13 protein-coding genes and 1 tRNA gene are annotated in these 18,998 nt (G+C 41.3%); 8 read left to right on the top strand and 6 right to left on the bottom strand.

Annotated elements, in window-relative coordinates; translation table 11 throughout:
* Positions 1-155: 155 nt before the first annotated feature.
* Positions 156-2,294 (bottom strand): ATP-binding protein, encoded by a 2,139-nt coding sequence (locus R2Q85_RS00910; RefSeq protein ID WP_316809851.1) that lies wholly within the window; start codon positions 2,292-2,294, stop codon positions 156-158.
* A gap of 119 nt (positions 2,295-2,413) precedes the next feature.
* Between R2Q85_RS00910 and R2Q85_RS00905 the strand changes: the two genes are divergently transcribed.
* Positions 2,414-3,643 (top strand): dicarboxylate/amino acid:cation symporter, encoded by a 1,230-nt coding sequence (locus R2Q85_RS00905; protein ID WP_316809850.1) that lies wholly within the window; start codon positions 2,414-2,416, stop codon positions 3,641-3,643.
* Between the two features lie 102 nt (positions 3,644-3,745).
* Positions 3,746-4,729, top strand: a complete 984-nt coding sequence (locus R2Q85_RS00900) for a c-type cytochrome (protein WP_316809849.1) — start codon at positions 3,746-3,748, stop codon at positions 4,727-4,729.
* A gap of 58 nt (positions 4,730-4,787) precedes the next feature.
* Here the strand turns inward: R2Q85_RS00900 and R2Q85_RS00895 are convergent.
* A tRNA-His gene (locus R2Q85_RS00895) sits at positions 4,788-4,864 on the bottom strand.
* A gap of 178 nt (positions 4,865-5,042) precedes the next feature.
* Here R2Q85_RS00895 and rnhA point away from each other — a divergent pair.
* Positions 5,043-5,516 carry a ribonuclease HI gene (gene rnhA / locus R2Q85_RS00890; RefSeq protein WP_316809848.1) on the top strand — a complete coding sequence of 158 codons (474 nt, stop codon included), beginning with the start codon at positions 5,043-5,045 and terminating at the stop codon, positions 5,514-5,516.
* Between the two features lie 43 nt (positions 5,517-5,559).
* Here the strand turns inward: rnhA and R2Q85_RS00885 are convergent, their stop codons facing one another.
* Genes R2Q85_RS00885 through R2Q85_RS00870 form a run of 4 tightly spaced genes read right to left on the bottom strand, consistent with a single transcriptional unit; the run spans position 5,560 to position 8,237 of the window.
* The gene (locus R2Q85_RS00885; RefSeq protein WP_316809847.1) at positions 5,560-5,880 is read right to left on the bottom strand and encodes a hypothetical protein; all 321 of its coding nucleotides are present in this window, start codon (positions 5,878-5,880) and stop codon (positions 5,560-5,562) included.
* 37 nt (positions 5,881-5,917) lie between these two features.
* On the bottom strand, positions 5,918-7,003 hold the full coding sequence (gene fbp, locus R2Q85_RS00880) for a class 1 fructose-bisphosphatase (RefSeq protein WP_316809846.1): 1,086 nt from the start codon (positions 7,001-7,003) through the stop codon (positions 5,918-5,920).
* A 21-nt stretch (positions 7,004-7,024) separates the two neighbouring features.
* On the bottom strand, positions 7,025-7,516 hold the full coding sequence (locus R2Q85_RS00875; protein ID WP_316809845.1) for a metallophosphoesterase family protein: 492 nt from the start codon (positions 7,514-7,516) through the stop codon (positions 7,025-7,027).
* A 7-nt stretch (positions 7,517-7,523) separates the two neighbouring features.
* Positions 7,524-8,237 carry a tRNA1(Val) (adenine(37)-N6)-methyltransferase gene (locus R2Q85_RS00870; protein WP_316809844.1) on the bottom strand — a complete coding sequence of 238 codons (714 nt, stop codon included), beginning with the start codon at positions 8,235-8,237 and terminating at the stop codon, positions 7,524-7,526.
* Between the two features lie 438 nt (positions 8,238-8,675).
* Here R2Q85_RS00870 and purL point away from each other — a divergent pair, with 438 nt between their 5' ends.
* The 5 genes from purL (at position 8,676) to R2Q85_RS00845 (ending at position 18,989) form a co-directional block, all read left to right on the top strand.
* The gene (gene purL / locus R2Q85_RS00865; protein WP_410478821.1) at positions 8,676-12,344 is read left to right on the top strand and encodes a phosphoribosylformylglycinamidine synthase; all 3,669 of its coding nucleotides are present in this window, start codon (positions 8,676-8,678) and stop codon (positions 12,342-12,344) included.
* Between the two features lie 97 nt (positions 12,345-12,441).
* Complete coding sequence (locus R2Q85_RS00860) at positions 12,442-13,173, top strand: head GIN domain-containing protein (protein WP_316809843.1); 732 nt, start codon at positions 12,442-12,444, stop codon at positions 13,171-13,173.
* A 56-nt stretch (positions 13,174-13,229) separates the two neighbouring features.
* On the top strand, positions 13,230-15,725 hold the full coding sequence (locus R2Q85_RS00855) for a DUF2339 domain-containing protein (protein WP_316809842.1): 2,496 nt from the start codon (positions 13,230-13,232) through the stop codon (positions 15,723-15,725).
* 15 nt (positions 15,726-15,740) lie between these two features.
* The gene (locus R2Q85_RS00850; RefSeq protein WP_316809841.1) at positions 15,741-16,646 is read left to right on the top strand and encodes a hypothetical protein; all 906 of its coding nucleotides are present in this window, start codon (positions 15,741-15,743) and stop codon (positions 16,644-16,646) included.
* A gap of 156 nt (positions 16,647-16,802) precedes the next feature.
* Positions 16,803-18,989: a glutamine synthetase III gene (locus R2Q85_RS00845; protein ID WP_316809840.1), complete on the top strand. Its 2,187-nt coding sequence runs from the start codon at positions 16,803-16,805 to the stop codon at positions 18,987-18,989.
* Positions 18,990-18,998 lie beyond the last annotated feature (9 nt).

Raw genomic sequence — 18,998 nt, 5'->3', positions numbered from 1 at the left:
GTTGTTTTTGGTTAAGTAATCCGGTGGCTTAAAGCAATATTAATGAAATAATCAGCTTAAAAATATCCTGTTAAACCAGGAATGGCCAAACAACCGTTTGTATCGGTCAGAACAACCGTTTGCGCAATTTTTACACATAAAGTCCGATGGGCTTTTTAAGTAATATAATCCAGAATTTTCTCGGTCAGTTCCAGTTCAGAAAATGGTTTGATCAGGTAGTCGTTTATCCCTGCCAGGGCATACAATTCGTGGGATGCAGGGGATATTTGGCCGGTTATGGCAATTACAGGCACCTGGGCTATCTTGATTTTAGGGTTTGCCCGGATTCTCCTGCTGAGCTCGAGCCCATCGATCTCTGGCATTTGTATGTCTGTCAGTACCATATCGTACTGCTTTGTTTCCATCAGGCCCAGTGCTGCTCTTCCACCTGTAGCCGTATCAAAACTAATTCCCAGTTTCTTAAAGATCATCTTTATCACCAGCAGGTTCATTTCTGAGTCATCAACAACCAGGATATGCATGTCTTTAAATCGATCGCTGCTCAGTATTCTTTCATTTTGCAGGGCCATGTTTTCTTCTTCGACCGGAGCAATCTGGTAAGGCAGTTCTACGGTAAAAACCGTTCCTTTTCCAAGCGTACTTTCTACTGAAATCTTACCTTTATGCAGGTCTACCAGTTTTTTGCAAATGGTAAGCCCCAACCCGGAGCCTGTTTGCCAGTCTACACGACTGGAATTGATGACCTGTGAAAACTCATTAAAGACAACAGGAATATTTTCTGCAGAAATGCCTATTCCCGTATCAACAACTTTAATACACAACCAAACATGAAGTTCATCGACCTTTTTAATTTCCGCCTTTACGGTAACTTTTCCTTTATCTGTAAATTTAATCGCATTTGCGGTCAGATTGGTCATGATCTGTTTCAGGCGATAAGGATCACCGTCCAGCACCAGGTCAGGTGCATCGTCCAGCAGCAATTCCAATACCAGTTTTTTCTGATCAGCCAATACCCTGGTCGTATCTGCCATCTCTGTCAAGATCCGTTTATACCTGAAAGGCGTTTTAGCCAGTGAAAGCTTTTTAGTTTCCAGCCTGGAAAAATCGAGCACCTCATTAACAGCCGACAAAAGCATAGAAGAGGAATTGTCCAGCAACTTAGACATGGCCAGCTGGTCTTCATTTAAAGGGGTTGATTTCAACTGTTCCGATACACCGATGATGGCATTTAGTGGTGTCCGCATTTCATGACTCATATTGGTAAAGAACTTTGACTTGCTCAATACCTGTTCTGCAGCCAGGTTATTTGCATTAACCGTTTTGTTGTACGAACGGTACAGCTTATACAATAGAAATATAATCCCCAGGTAAGATAAAATACTGATACCCAGATTAATTTTCCCTGACCAGTTTATCGTATCCAGGGAAGTTTTTGCCTTGTTCTTAAGTGCGGCTTTTCTGGCTGCTTCATTTACAACAGCATTGTCTTTATACGCATTAAACAACAGCTTGATATTTTCAAATATCCGTTCATTTAAGGATAAAATACTTTGCTCTTTCTCGTTAAGCCTGGTATGGTTCTTCTTTTGGTCATCCAGCAAACCCTTATAATAATTCCCAACCTTTTCCAGCTGTTGTTTATGATAAGCCTCTACCCCGGTCTCTACAGGTTCATAAGTAGTTTCTGTTTTTTTCTTAATGGTGGCAGTATCTTTAGGTTCAGGATTGTTGAAAATTGCACTTTTCAGGCGCTGAAAGAATTTTTTCTTTTTTACCTCCGGCTCGGCTTTTACTTCTTCTATTTCAACTGTTTTTTTTACTACAGGCTTTGGAAAGGGTTTTGCCGGTACAAAACGACCATTAATCTTATCTACGTTTAACTGCAGGTTGATATTGGTTATCGAATCGGCCAGTTTCTTGATTTCACCATAAATCAGCATCTGCTTACGTTTATTGTGCAGATCACCAACAATATCGCTTGAAATGTTACTGCTCTCCTCAGCGGACAGACTACCAAGCAGATCAGAGATGAGCCTTATTTCCGAAGTGTATTTCACAAAATATGCAGGGTCCCAGATGGCGGTATACATCCTGAAATTATTCTCCGCTACCTGTAAACTCAGCGTAATTGTATCTAGCTTAGAGAGCTGCCGGTTATTGGACTGCAGTTCATTAAGCGTAGCTATCAATGTTTTTTGCTCTGAACGTTGTAACAGTGAATTCCGGAACAACATCGTCATAAAAATGATAATGATGCCGAATATGATCAGAAAGGAACGTTGTTTTTTCTTCATCTGGTTGTTTTAACTTCGATCACATTTTATTTAACATCATGGTCATCAATTAATATTTAATATATTTAAAAAACCAACCATAACCCGCTCCTGAAGGGCAACAGTTCAGGACTAAAATAATGAAAGGATTTGTAAAAAACTATAGTGGCATTATCTGGCTGTTAACGGGCATTACTTTAGGCAGTATTGCAGGATTGATATTTGGAAAAAAAGTGGAGGTATTAAAGCCCATAGGCGACATATTTCTAAACCTGTTGTTCACCGCCGTAATCCCCCTGGTTTTCTTTGCCATCTCTTCGGCAATAGCCAACATCAAACCATCAGATAAACTCAGCAGAATGATGGGCGTAACTGCAATTGTATTTCTCGCTACCGTACTGATATCGGCCATACTAACTATCATTGCTGTAAAAATATTTCCTATCCACGAATCGCTGGGCAGTGCACAACTCAGCGAAAAAATTGAAGACAGTCCTTTTTCTGAGCAACTGACAAAATTATTTACCACAACAGAATTTTACGAATTACTATCCCGTAAAAGTATGCTGGCCATGATCATCTTTTCCATTATTATTGGATTTGCATCCTTAAAGGCGGGAAAAGCGGCTGATCATTTTGTCGGTTTTCTGCATTCAGGCAACGAAGTGTTCAAGGGTGTGTTTATCCTGATCATGAAGCTTGGCCCGCTGGGCCTGGGAGCCTATTTTGCATACCAGGTTGGTGTATTCGGCCCCCAGTTGTTTGGCACCTACGCCAAATCTTTAGGGCTGTATTATGGCTTCGGCGCCTTTTATTTTATCGTTGTGTTTAGCCTCTATGCTTTCATTGCCGGAGGGCTAAAGGGCATCAGAAGGTATTGGAAAAATAACCTCATCCCTTCTGCTACAGCCGTGGGCACCTGCAGTAGCATTGCAACAATTCCAGCTAACCTGGATGCGGCAAAAAGAATGGGTATTCCCGACTATATAGCCAACGTAACCATTCCACTTGGCGCAACTTTACATAAAGATGGTTCCAGCATTTCTTCGATTGTTAAAATGGCGGTTGTTTTTGCCTTATTTGGCAAAGGCTTTGATACTGCCGATGCCATTGTACTTGCGCTGGGTATGACTGTATTGGTAAGTATAGTAGAAGGAGGAATTCCAAATGGCGGCTATGTAGGTGAACTGCTGTTCATCTCGGCCTATGGACTACCCATTGAAGCCCTCCCACCTGCCATGATTATCGGCACTCTGGTTGACCCAATGGCCACCCTGCTCAATGCTACCGGCGATACAGTGGCCTCCATGGTAGTGAGCAGGTTTACCGAGGGGAAGCAATGGATGGATGATATCAATCGAACAAGTTAATACCTAATCCATTTAACTGTACTTTCATTTAATAATAATTACTACTTTTAAACTTTAGAATTATATTTAAAACCAGAAAGAAACCAAACAAACCAATTATCAATGAAAATTTTAAAAGCATTAGGCATAATCCTGTTATTTGTGATTATTGCTGCTACTGCAGGGGGCTTTTATGTCAATGTTGCGCTTCCCGATACCGGAAAGCCCGCTGTAGTAAAAATAGAACCTACACCGGAACGTCTGGAGCGTGGCCATTACCTGGCCAACCATGTAGCAGTATGTATCGATTGCCACAGCAGTCGTGACTGGGGCGTATTTTCAGGACCTCTTGTAGCCGGAACATCAGGTAAAGGCGGCGAATTGTTCGACGAAAATATGGGTTTTCCAGGTAAAATTTATGCCCGTAACATTACCCCGCATGCACTGGGCAACTGGACCGATGGCGAAATATTAAGAGCAATTACCACGGGCGTAAACAAAGACGGGAAAGCGCTATTTCCATTAATGGCCTACAACAGATTTGGAAAAATGGATCAGGAAGATGTTTACAGCATTATTGCGTATATACGCAGTTTGCAGCCGGTTAAAAGCGAGATCCCTGCTACTGAGCTGAATTTTCCGGTAAGCCTGATCAACAATACTTTACCAAAACCCGCGGATTTTCAAAAAATACCTGCTGCAAGCGACACGCTGAAGTATGGAGCTTACCTCATCAATGTTGCCGGTTGTGTAGATTGTCATAGTAAAATGGACAAAGGAAATATTGTACCAGGTTCTGAATTTGGAGGTGGTATGGAGTTTAAACAACCTGCAGGGACTATACGCTCACCCAATATCACCATGCATCCAACCAATGGCCTGGGCAACTGGACCAGGGAAATGTTTGTACAAAGGTTTAAAATGTATGCAGATAGCTCATTTAAACCACAGCACATCAGCAGGGATGAGCTCAATAGCCCAATGCCATGGACCATGTACGCCGGAATGACACAACAGGACCTGTCCGCAATATATACTTATTTAAAGAGCTTAAAACCGCTTGATAATAAAGTAGTGGTAAGAACGGTTAAAGCTTTGTCTAAATGAGCAAATCCTGCTAAATATCTCGTAAATAAAAAAGCAGCTTAAATAAGCTGCTTTTTTATGGGGTGGAATATGGGGCTCGAACCCACGACCCTCGGTACCACAAACCGATGCTCTAACCAACTGAGCTAAAACCACCATGTGTTTTTCAACGCTACAAAAGTACGATTAAAAACATTTTATTCAAATATTTTTAATGATTGGGATTGATTTTTTTTTAATCCTTTAAATTTCAACCCATTGAATTTTCACATTAACATAATTTGTAGCTTTAAAATTGCTTTTATGGCTTAAAAAGCTAGATTTGCTTCACATTATGATAGAAATTTATACAGATGGTGCAGCCAGTGGAAACCCGGGTCCAGGTGGATACGGCGTAATTTTGCGTTCAGGTAACCACTACAAAGAGCTGAGTGCTGGCTTTCGGTTAACCACCAATAACAGAATGGAGCTATTGGCAGTTATAGTAGGTTTAAATGCCTTAAAAACTCCGGGACAAGAAGTAACGGTGTTTTCTGATTCTAAATATGTGATTGATTCTGTAGAAAAAAAATGGGTGTTTGGCTGGGTTAAAACCGGCTTTAAGGGCAAAAAAAATAAAGACCTGTGGATGCAGTTTTTAAATAGCTATAAACTGCACCAGGTTAAATTTGTTTGGGTAAAAGGCCACAACAACCATCCTGAAAATGAAAGATGTGACCAGCTTGCCGTAGCCGCCTCAAAAAACAGGGAGGCACAAGCTATCGATGCCGCATTTGAAGCAGAGAGAAACAGCACTTCATTGCTGTAAATAAGTCTGAGCCCCGTATTACAGCCTGTACCAATTGTCTTTTTTACAAAGTCTCCAGTGTAGTGTTGATTGTATTTTCCAAGGCTGTTACAATTGCAGCTTTATAGGCATTAAAACTGAGTTGCCGGCTTTCTTCCGAATCACTTTCTTTAAGCGCTATTCTGCTATTTTTTATGGCCTGCAATTCATTTGTATATAGACCCATAAAAATATCCGCATCCTTATTCTTCAATATTCTCACCGTATGTGAGTATTTTTCATGACTATCAATCAGAATTGCTAAATTTTTCTCATCGTAAGTATTTACAGCTGCGATTTTTGTCAATAGCTTTTCCAGCTTTCCTCTTTCTTTTGCGTAACCCATAATTGAGGCAAATATACCTGTTCCAGTTAAGAATCCACTAATCAATACCGCCTATTACCCCTAATTCTTCCAGTTTACCATCAACCGAAGCTCCGTTTATGCCTTTATTGTTTTTATCAGCAGAAAATTCCGTCATCAGGTTTTCGGCAACCTGAACCATTTTCGGAGAACCAATAAAAATAGAAGTACGCTGGTGCAGTTCAGTGGGCTCAATATCCAAAATCCTGTTAAAGCCATCAGAGGCTACCCCTCCAGCCTGTTCCACAATAAAAGCCATTGGATTACACTCATATAACAACCTCAATTTTCCATTTGGAGAACTGGAGGTAGTCGGGTAAATGTAAATCCCCCCTTTGATCAGGTTACGGTGTATATCGCCTACCATTGAACCGATATACCTTGACGTATATGGCCTGTTGGTTGCTTTATCCTCAACCTGGGCATATTTAATGTATTTTTTTACACCTTCCGGAAAATGGACATAATTACCTTCATTAATTGAATAGATATTGCCGTCTTCAGGGGTTTTCAGATCCGGATGCGACAGGCAGAATTCACCAATAGAAGGATCCAGGGTAAAACCGTTCACTCCCTTTCCGGTGGTATAAACCAGCATGGTAGAGGACCCGTAAATTACATATCCTGCCGCAACCTGCTGTGTCCCTTTCTGCAATACATCGGCCAGGGTTGCCATACCTTCCGTTGATTTTCTCCTGTAAATGGAAAAGATAGTGCCTACAGCCACGTTCACATCGATATTTGAAGAGCCATCAAGCGGGTCAATACAGACAATATATTTGGCATTTTTTGACACCGGCGAATCGATAGGTACAAAGTCATCCTCTTCTTCTGTAGCTACTATACAGCATTCTCCGCCGCTGGTAAGTGCACTGATAAACTGCGTATTGGCAAACACATCGAGCTTTTGCTGCCCCTCACCCTGGATATTAACAGTCCCGGCTTCACCCAAAATATCTACTAAACCTGCTTTATTTACCTCACGGTTCACTATTTTGGCAGCAATCCCAATATCTCTCAGCAATCTGGAAAGTTCTCCTTTTGCATAAGAGAAATCAGCCTGTTTCTCAATTATGAATTGACCCAGTGTTTTTATACCCGACATATACTTAGTGTATTTTATACGTTATCTATTCCCTATTTCTATGGCGGCTAAGGTATGTATTTTTTCTTCCGAAATACAAAATCTAATTAAAGTTTTTATTCTATGCCAACCGGAATTACCAGCTGCACCGGGATTTATATGCAGGCAATTTATTTTTTTGTCGTACATTACTTTTAAAATATGGGAATGACCGGAAATGAACAACATCGGAGGCTTAGTGTAAATTTCAGGTTTCACCTGCGGCGAATACCGGCCAGGATATCCGCCAATATGTGTCATCCAAACAGCTACCTTTTCACAGTTGAAACGGAGATGCTCGGGATAGACTGACCGGATCTCCTTATCGTCTATATTCCCATAAACACCCCGTAGGGGCTTAAAGGCAGCAAGCCGCTCCGCTACGTCGGGCCCAAAATCCCCCGCATGCCAGATCTCATCGCAATCTGCAAAATGTTTAAACACCGCATCGTCCAGAAAGCCATGTGTATCAGAAATCAGTCCTATTGTTTTCATCGTTGTATTAAAATGCAAGAAAAAAATCTTTAAGCAACAGTTTATAAGCATTGGTATAAACCCCCAGTGCTGCATAAATATATAAATTTTGATGGTGTGAAGGCTGCATGGAATAATCCAGGCAAACAATCTGCCTGATTTCAGGTTTGCTTTCATCAGAATGTATGTGTAAAACTACAGATGCTTTCAAACCATAAGCCCCCGCCTGATCAATAACATTAATCGCCTGTTTCACCGGAAGTATAAACCAAAACCTGCCATCGCTGCTCAGCATTCCGGCTATCCGACGCAGCAACAGTTCAAAAAAGACAGCATCCGTATGCCTGGCTATGCCCTTTCTGTGTTCCGGATTTTTAAGATCGTTCACAAAATAAGGCGGATTGGAAACAATTAAATCATATCGTTCACCTGTTGAATAATCTTCAATAGCCGAATGTATCACCTTAATCCTTTCAGAAAAAGGAGCATTCAATGCGTTTTTTGTTGCTATAAATGCAGCCTGCTCATCAATTTCTACAGCATCTATCTTCGCTTCCGGAAACCGCTGGGCAAGCATCAATGCAATTACACCAGTTCCGGTTCCTATGTCCAGTATCTTCGTGGCAGCCGGCTTAAGGGCAACAGCACCCAGTAGCACCCCATCCGTATTGATCCGCATGGCACAGCCCGTCTGATCTATTTCAAACTGTTTAAATTTAAAAGCATGTTTCATTCTTGCCATGGCGGTTTCAAAAAGCAGATTTTATACCCGCAAGCAAAGGTAACAGAATGAAATTAATTCGCTATCTTAGTACAGTGGCAACACATCTAATGTCTGGACCTACTATTACTCAAAGATTAAATGCTTTAACCTCTGTTTAATACAACTTCGATTCTTCCATATAAACTCTTGCTTTATTACAGGGAAAGAACAGGGGTTAAACAGGGACTTTATAGGGACTTAATAGGGATAAATTCCTATATGATCCTTATTATATCTATATGAAATTTAATTAATTTAATATTAACCACAAAGCCTGTTATCTTCAAGACTGCCAGTTGTACCAAATCTGTACCTGCGCTGATCTTAATTTTATTGCATTTCATACAGGAATTTATTGTAACGTATCTTAGCGCTTTTAAAATTTTAACGCTAAATTTGCATCTTCAAAAAAAAAGCATGATTTATTTCTTCTCCAGCCCATCCGGTACAGTTTTCGCTTTACAAATAGAAAGAGAACTGCATACTACAGATATCACTAAACTAGAATGGCTGTTTGGCGGTGCAAAATTGCAACAAGAAACAACTTTAACTGATTTTTTTGTAGGCCCGCGCGCGGCAATGATTACCCCATGGAGTACCAACGCTGTAGAGATTACGCAAAACATGGACATCCAGGATATTATCCGCATTGAGGAGTTTAAGCAGGTAACAGAAGATTTCGCGGATTATGACCCCATGCTTTCTCAGAAATACAATCAGCTTGACCAGGAAATCTACACCATAAATATTAAACCGGAGCCCATTCTTCAGATTACGGACATTGCCGCATACAACAAACAGGAAGGTCTTTCTTTAAGTGATGAAGAAGTAAATTATTTAAATGAACTTTCGGCGAGACTGGGCAGGGCACTGACCGATTCGGAGGTATTTGGCTTCTCGCAGGTTAATTCAGAACATTGCCGTCATAAAATCTTCAATGGAAAATTTGTGATCGATGGTGTGGAACAGCCAACATCACTGTTTAAACTGATCCGTAAAACTTCAGAAGAAAACCCGAATGATATTGTTTCAGCTTATAAGGACAATGTAGCCTTTATAAAAGGCCCTAAAGTGCAGCAGTTTGCGCCTAAACGAGCCGATGAACCTGATTATTATACATTGAGCGACTTTGAATCAGTAATCTCTGTAAAAGCAGAAACACATAACTTTCCTACTACGGTTGAGCCTTTTAACGGTGCTGCAACCGGATCAGGTGGCGAGATCAGGGACAGACTGGCCGGTGGACAAGGATCGCTGCCACTTGCAGGCACGGCCGTTTATATGACTGCTTTGTCCAGACTGGAAGAAAACCGTCCATGGGAAAAAGGTGTGGAAGAAAGAGCCTGGCTCTACCAGACACCGATGGACATCCTGATCAAAGCTTCCAACGGGGCTACTGATTTTGGAAATAAGTTTGGGCAGCCATTGATCACGGGATCAGTACTTACTTTTGAGCACGAAGAAAACAACCGTAAGCTTGGTTTTGATAAAGTGATCATGCTTGCTGGCGGCGTGGGCTACGGTAAGGCCAGCCAGGCACAAAAACATAAACCTGCATCGGGCGACAAGATTGTGATCCTGGGTGGAGAAAATTATAGAATAGGTATGGGCGGCGCTGCGGTATCCTCTGCTGATACCGGTGCTCTAGGTACCGGGATTGAGTTAAATGCGATACAACGTTCCAACCCCGAAATGCAGAAAAGAGCGGCTAATGCAGTTCGCGGAATGGTAGAAAGCGATCACAATGCTATTGTATCTATACATGACCATGGTGCTGGTGGTCACTTAAATTGCCTTTCTGAACTGGTTGAAGAAACTGGCGGAAAAATAGACCTTGATAAACTACCTGTTGGCGACCCTACCCTGTCGGCTAAAGAGATCATCGGCAACGAATCTCAGGAGCGCATGGGCCTGGTGATCGGACAGGAACACGTCCATACTTTACAAAAAATTGCAGATCGTGAACGCTCACCGATGTACACAGTAGGAACAGTTACCGGCGATCATCGTTTTACCTTTGAATCGGCTACTTCTGGCCTGAAACCTATGGACCTGGAGCTGAAAGATATGTTTGGCAGCTCGCCTAAAGTGGTGATGGAAGACAAAACGATGGATAGAAAATATCAACCCGTAACTTATGATGCTGAACTGTTAAATGAATACCTGGAGCAGGTATTACAATTGGAAGCTGTAGCCTCAAAAGACTGGCTGACCAATAAGGTAGACCGTTGTGTGGGTGGCCGGGTTGCTAAACAGCAATGTGCCGGTCCATTGCAATTACCGTTAAACAACTGTGGTGTAATGGCGCTGGATTTCCAGGGAAAAGAAGGCATTGCAACTTCAATTGGCCATGCTCCTGTTTCTGCCTTAATTGATGCAGCCGCAGGGAGTCGTATTGCCATAGCAGAATCACTGTCAAACCTGGTTTGGGCACCACTTAAAGACGGGTTGAAAAGCGTATCGCTTTCAGCCAACTGGATGTGGGCCTGTAAAAATGAAGGTGAAGATGCCAGGTTATACGAAGCTGTTAAAGCATGTTCTGATTTCGCGATTGATCTTGGCATCAATATTCCGACAGGAAAAGACTCCCTGTCAATGAAACAGAAATATAAAGATGGTGATGTAATTGCACCTGGTACCGTAATTATTTCGGCAGCTGGCAACTGTGATAACATTACACAAGTTGTAGAGCCTGTTTTGCATAAAAACGGTGGGGCCATCTACTACATCAATCTTTCTAATGATGCCTACAAGTTAGGTGGATCTTCATTTGCACAGATCTTAAACAAAATAGGCAACGATACCCCTGATGTTAAAGATGCGGCACAATTTAAAAATGCATTCAATACACTTCAGCAACTAATTAAAGAAGAAAAAATACAGGCTGGTCATGATATAGGCAGTGGCGGTTTAATTACTACCCTATTGGAAATGTGTTTTGCTGACCGTGACCTGGGCGCTGCTATTGATCTTTCCGCGCTGGCCGAACAGGATATTGTAAAACTACTTTTTGCAGAGAATATTGGAGTGGTATTCCAGGCAGATGCAGTTGTTGAAGCCAGCTTTGCGGCAAAGGGCATTACTTGTCATAAAATTGGTGAAGTAAGCCATTCAGCTACATTGACCATAAAAAATAGTCCTGCTGAAACCTTAAACTTTGACATTGATCAGCTGAGGGATGTATGGTTCAAAACCTCTTACCTGCTGGACAAAAAGCAAAGCGGCCCGGTTAAGGCTAAAGAACGTTTTGACAACTATAAAAACCAGGTATTAAAATATCATTTCCCGGCTCAGTTTGACGGTAAAAAACCAGTTATCGATGCTTCAAAACCGAGACCGAAAGCTGCCATTATCCGCGAAAAGGGAAGCAATTCTGAACGTGAACTGGCTAATGCCATGTATCTGGCCGGTTTTGATGTAAAAGATGTACACATGACCGACCTCATTACAGGCAGGGAAACTTTAACAGATATTCAGTTTATTGGCGCTGTTGGTGGCTTCTCCAACTCGGATGTACTGGGATCAGCTAAAGGCTGGGCAGGTGCATTTATGTACAATGAAAAGGCCAGGATAGCATTGGAGAACTTCTTTAACCGCCCCGACACCCTTTCTGTAGGCGTTTGCAATGGCTGCCAGCTTTTTGTAGAACTGGGCCTGATCAATCCGGACCACGCTGAAAAGCCTAAAATGCTGCACAACGAAAGCCACAAACACGAGAGTATATTTACTTCACTGACCATAGCCGAGAACAATTCGGTAATGCTGTCTACGCTTGCCGGAAGTACATTGGGCGTATGGGTTTCTCATGGCGAGGGCCGTTTCCAACTGCCATATGCAGAAGACAAGTACCGCATTATAGCCAAGTACGCTTATCAGAGTTATCCGGCCAGTCCGAATGGCTCGGATTACAATACCGCCATGCTATGTGATGAATCTGGCCGTCACCTGGTGATGATGCCGCACATTGAGCGCTCTTTATTCCAGTGGCATTGGGCAAATTATCCGCAAGGCCGTAAAGATGAAGTATCGCCATGGATGGAAGCTTTCGTAAACGCCAGGAAATGGATTGAAAAAAAAGGAATTTAATCAGTGATGCAACAATTTATAAAATCCTGCGTCTTATAACTGCCGATCTCATAGAATCGTGTTATTTTGACTATTATTAAATTTAAGCAACATACTGATGAAACCTATATTCCCGATATTATTTGCAGCCCTGTTATTTTCAAACGGCGTTAAATCAGCACCAACAACTCCCGTTACCCGGACTGCTGCTATTGCTACTTTAGAGGAAAGAAATGTAAAAAACTTTAACGGCATCATAGCTGGCGGCCCAATTGAGGTAGTAGTTAAATTTGGCAGCACAGAAAGTCTGAGATTTGAGGGCGACAAGGAGGCTATCGCTACACTGGTTACTGAAGTAAAGGGCGACAAACTGGTCATTCGCCCGCAAACCAGCTGGGTAAGCTGGGCAAGAAAATATGAGCACAAAAAGATCGTTGCCTACGTAACTGCAAAACAGCTGAGCAGTTTAACTATGAGTGGAGATGGCAGCATTACCGTATCGGGCGCCATTACGGCTTCAGAATTTGCAACTACACTTAGCGGATCAGGCTTTATAAAGGCCAATGTAACTGCCGATAAAATTACGGGGGTAGTGAGTGGATCCGGAACTGCAGACATCAGTGGAAAAGCGGATTTTGCCAGCGTAACCCTTAGTGGCGCCGGAACTTTCGGCAATAAAACGCTGTCTGTAAACGAGCTTTCGGCAAGGATAAGTGGTAAAGGCAACATAAATATAAGCACTGACGGCACCATAAAAGCTGTAATTAGCGGATCAGGCCATGTATATTACAGCGGAAATCCAGAAATACAGAAAACGGTTATTGGATCTGGAGGGGTAGTAGAAAGGTAAGCTTCATCTGCGTACTTTTTTATTATCTTTAAACCCGAACCAAACATCTGCCCTCTATGTTTTTAGAAACGGTTATATTTATTGTCGTTATTATTCTGCTGCTCGTTGTATTGCAATTAAAGAAGAACGTAACGGAAAAACTGGAATTTTTATACCTGAAAATTGAACAGTTGTCCAGTCAGCTGGAAAAAACAAAGCCTCAAAATATAAAAGATAAGGATCAGGCTGAAAGTCCGGCACAAGTGTTGCAACAGGAACCATTTAAGCCTTATACACCTTATACACCAAAGGATGTATTTAATCCGGAACCTATAGCTATACCCGAACCCGAACCTACTCCAATAATACCTGATCCTGTTCCTGTGCCCGAACCGGCTGCCCCACCCGTCATTGAAGATGTACCCTTTGCTAAACCGGTACCGAAAGTTGAAATACCTGTCAAAATCCCGCAATTCTCTCCGGAACCTGTTAAAAAACCTTCTTTCAGTGAGCGGAATCCTGATCTGGAGAAATTTATAGGGGAAAACCTGTTCAATAAAATAGGCATAGTGATCCTGGTATTGGGTATGGGTTTCTTCCTGAAATATGCGATAGACAAAGATTGGATCAATGAGATTGGCCGTATCAGCATTGGCTTTATCTGCGGTGGCATTTTAATTGGCTTGGCGCACCGGCTGCGTAAATCTTTTACCACCTTCAGTTCTGTACTGGTTGGCGGCGGCGTGGCCATTCTTTATTTTACGGTAAGCATCGGTTTTCATCAATACCAGTTGTTTAGCCAGACGCTTGCCTTTATCCTTACCCTGGTGATTACAGGTTTTACCATTTTACTTTCCATCAGCTACGATCGCAAAGAGCTGGCCTTATTTGCCATATTGGGGGGATTTGGTGCGCCTTTTATGGTCAGTACCGGGGAGGGGAATTACCTGGTGCTTTTTACATATATCCTCATTTTAAATATCGGCATGCTGGTACTGGCCTATTATAAAAAGTGGCCCATCATCAACATCATATGTTATCTGTTTACCATCATATTATTTGGTGGATGGTTTATATCAGTTGAATTTAACGGGAGCAGTAAAACACCGCCTTATGCAGGCGCCCTTGTTTTTGCATCACTTTTTTACCTGGTGTTCCTCCTCATGAACATCATCAACAATATTAAAGAAAAAACAGAGTTCAACGCCCTTGAAATCGGTATTTTACTGAGCAACACTTTTTTATATTATACCGTAGGGATATTAATTTTAAATAACCTGGGCGGTGGCGATTACAGGGGGTTATTTACCGCACTGATTGGGGTGGTAAATTTAGTATTTGCTTATGCCCTGTACAAAAATGACAAAATAGACCGGAACCTGATTTACCTGCTGATCGGCCTGGTGCTGACTTTTATCAGCCTGGCCGCCCCGGTACAATTAAAAGGTAACCAGATTACCTTATTCTGGGCAGCAGAAAGCGTGTTACTGCTTTGGCTTTCCCAAAAATCTGGTATTGCACTCCTTAAACAATCTTCGGTAATTGTACTCTTACTTATGGCAATTAGTCTGGTGATGGACTGGCAGCAGGTTTATGGCAGCAGCATTTACCATACCAGCAACCGTCTTCCGCTGATTGCAAACAAAGGACTGATCACAGGATTAGTAGTGGTTGCTGCATTGATATGGTACTCCCGTTTGCTAAGATCGGAGATCAGGTCTATACTTTTCAGGGAGGTTAAAACTTCGAGGACCATCCTCGCCATTGGCGCTATTGTTATTGGCTACCTGGCTATTGCCCTGGAATTAAATCACCAGGCGTACAATTATTTCCCTTTATTAAGAATACTTGCGCTGGCCTGCTACAGTTATCTGTTTCTTTGTATTTTATTGATTGCGGTACGCAATTCAGATATTGATGAGTTTAAATTTGTTGTAGGTGCTTTGGCAGCCGTTTGTCTGCTTTGTTATCCCCTGCTTTTCAATTCGGAAACGATATTTTTAAGGAACAGCTACCTGGAAAAAGCAAGCAGCAGCTCAAACAATTACCTGTTCCATTACCTGACGGTCATTTTAATTGGCTGTACCATTTACAGCATGTATAAAAATGAAAAACGCATGCGTTCCACTGCTGGCCTGCTGGCATCTCAATGGTTTACAGCTTTTATCATCCTTTATGTAGCCAGTGCAGAGCTCGATCATTTGCTGGTGATGACACAATATGGAAAAGGTAAAACCATAGCCGGGATACTCGATAATGCGCATAAAACAGGTTTTGCCATTTTATGGGGATGTTTTGCTTTAATATGTATATATATAGGTATGAAGTGGAAATCGAAAAACATACGGATCATTTCCATTACGATACTGGCCGTTACTTTGCTTAAGTTGTTTATATTTGATTTAAGAGGCTTATCTGAAGGTGGAAAAATTGCCGCATTCCTGTCATTAGGCATCTTGCTGCTGGTCATATCCTTTATGTACCAGCGTTTAAAGAACCTGTTGCTGGCAAATGATAAGGAAGCCCCTATAGTCAAAACCGATACTGACCAGCCTGATACAGAAGCGCAATAACCTAGCCTAAGCAAAATGAATTGTAAGCTATACTTATTTATCACCTTATTTTTGTGGGGTATGGCCGGCAAAGGGCAGTCTTTTAAATGGCACGCAGTGCTGGAGGAAGTACCGGTCAGTGGCTTTTACAATATTGCACTGACACCTGAGCTGGTTTCCAAAACGGATGATCCTGGCCTGGCAGACATCAGGATATTCGAAAAGAATAAAGAAATTGCCTGGTTGCTAAGAAAGGGAACAGACAGCACAGATACGGCCGGAACCCTCAATTTAAAACACTACAGCAGCGTACCGGTTGCTTCCGTAAAAACACAGGAAATAAAAACCAGCAAACAATCTATGGTAACAGTCCTGCTGCACAAGGCCTACCAGGTTGACAAGTTAAAATTAACTGTTGAAGGGTTCAGGTTTTACAGGCGGGAAGCCTGGCTGGCAGAACCAAATCCGGATTTTAAGCATAAAAAGAATAGAGATCCTTACCATAGGCTGTTCAGCTTTATTATTTTATCGGGAAAACCGACAATAATTGACCTTCCTGGAGAATCCAGGTACAAACAATTACAACTGATCATAGCAAACGAAGACAATGCAGCTTTAACAATAAAAAAAGTTGAAGCATATCAGAAAAATATGCATTTAACTGCTTATCTTGAAAAAGATAAGCGTTATACCATTAAAACCGGCCAGGCAAACATGAACCCGCCCAGATATGACCTTGATTATTTCAATGACAGCATTGGCAAGGGGCTGTCTTTTGTTAAGGTTGGTAATTTTAGCCGTAACAATACCGAAGTAAAACAAGGTAAAAGCTTTTTTGTGAGTAAAAGCTGGATTTGGTCAGCTTTAGCCGTATTAATTGTATTTATTGGATATTTATCTTATCGAATGGTAAATGACATGCAAAGAAAGAAAGCAGAATGATTTCATAAAATCTGTAAAATTCGTATCATTTTATCCACAAACCATCTCAAAAACCAGATAATTCTTTGAAAACTTATCTACATTCGTATTTTTGCAAACAATTTATTGAAAATAAGCAATAAAAAACCTATTTTTGACCAAACTTTAAACAAATAAATGAAAAGCTTAAGAACAATTGCATTAAAAGAGGCACAAACAAGAATTTCACCAGAAGTAAAGTCTCCTTCGGATAAAATTTCTGATTTTTTCGGCGTAAATGTTTTTGATAAGAAAAAGATGAAAGACTACTTATCAAAAGAAGTATTTCAGAAACTTATTTCCTCAATTGACCAGGGTGAGTTAATCAACCATGAAGATGCCAACCACATTGCAACAGCTATGAAAAGCTGGGCAATGAGCAAAGGTGCTACACATTACACCCACTGGTTTCAACCCTTAACAGGTACTACAGCTGAAAAACATGACTCATTTTTTGAGCCAAGCAGCGATGGTGCAATTGAGGTATTTGCAGGTAGTGCATTGGTTCAGCAAGAACCAGATGCTTCAAGTTTCCCTAACGGTGGTATCCGCAACACTTTTGAAGCGCGTGGTTATACTGCATGGGACCCTTCTTCTCCGGCTTTCATTATGGAAAGCAAAGCAGGTAAAACACTTTGTATTCCTACCGTATTTGTTGCCTACACCGGCGAAGCCTTAGATTATAAAGCTCCTTTATTAAAAGCACTTTCTGCTATGGATAAAGCGGCTGTTGATGTTTGCCAGTATTTCGATAAAAGCATCACTAAAGTGAATGCATCACTGGGTATCGAGCAGGAATATTTCCTGGTTGACCTTGCATTATACAATGCACGTCCGGATTTAGCTTTAACCGGCCGTACTTTATTCGGACACATGTCTGCTAAAGGACAACAATTAGAAGATCACTACTTCGGATCTATTCCTGAGCGTGTATTCACTTACATGGTTGACTTTGAAAACGAAGCTTTAAAACTGGGTATTCCTTTGAAAACCCGTCACAATGAGGTTGCCCCTTCTCAATTTGAATGTGCACCTATTTATGAAGAAATCAACCTTGCGATTGACCACAACCAATTGTTGATGGACTTAATGGAAAAAGTTGCTTTAAGACACAATTTTAAAGTGCTTTTACATGAAAAACCATATGCAGGTATCAACGGATCAGGTAAACACAACAACTGGTCATTGATCACTGATACTGGTAAAAACTTGCTGTCGCCAGGTAAAACACCTAAAAACAACCTGATGTTCCTGACGTTCTTTGTGAACACCATCAAGGCGGTACATGAGCATGCGGATTTATTAAGAGCAAGTATTGCTTCTGTAAGCAATGATCACCGCTTAGGTGCCAACGAAGCTCCACCGGCAATCATTTCTATCTTCCTTGGTTCTCAGCTTGCTGAAGTATTGGATGAGATCGAATCTTCAAGAAGCATCATCAAGAAAGTAAAAAATGAAGATTCTTTATGGTTAGGTATTCCTAAAATCCCTCAGATCTCTTTTGATTCTACTGACCGTAACCGTACTTCACCTTTTGCCTTCACAGGAAATAAATTTGAATTAAGAGCAGTTGGTTCTTCTGAAAACTCTTCAGCACCAATGACCGTGTTAAACGCTATCGTTGCAGATCAATTGGTTAAATTTAAAGTTGAAGTTGACAAACTGATCAAAAAAGGAGAGAAAAAAGACGTTGCTTTATTAACCGTACTGAAAAGATACATCAAAGAATCTAAAGACATTCGCTTTGAAGGTAATGGATACAGCGATGAGTGGGCTGCAGAAGCAGAAAAACGTGGTTTGGCTAACATCAAAACTACGCCTAAAGCTTTAGATGCATACGTTAGTGAAAAATCTACCGAGCTGTTTGGTAAATTAAACATCTTTAACCCACGCGAACTGCATGCACGTCATGAGATCCTGTTAGAGAGTTATTACAAAAAATTGCAGATCGAAGCCAGGGTAATGGGTGAAGTAACCAACAGTATGATTATCCCTGCAGCTATTGCATACCAGAATACTTTAATTGAAAATGCTAAAGGTTTAAAAGAGCTTGGTCTTTCAGCGGAGGCATTGGCTACACCATTGGCCATCATCAACAAGGTATCTGAGCACTTAAATGTGGTTAAAACCAGCATTGATGCGATGCTAGAGCAACGTAAAAAAGTAAATGCAATTGAAGAAAGTCGTGAAAAAGCAATTGCTTACGACGAGAAGGTAAAATCATACTTTGATACCATCCGTTACCATACTGATAAATTAGAGCAGATTGTGGATGACAGCGTATGGCCGCTTCCTAAATTCAGAGAGTTGTTGTTTTTAAAATAACCAAACCTC

It is taken from the genome of Pedobacter heparinus (genome assembly GCF_032678725.1).
Classification (GTDB): domain Bacteria; phylum Bacteroidota; class Bacteroidia; order Sphingobacteriales; family Sphingobacteriaceae; genus Pedobacter; species Pedobacter heparinus_A.
Note: the sequence above shows the minus strand (reverse complement) of the source record. Positions and strands in the feature narration are given on the sequence as shown.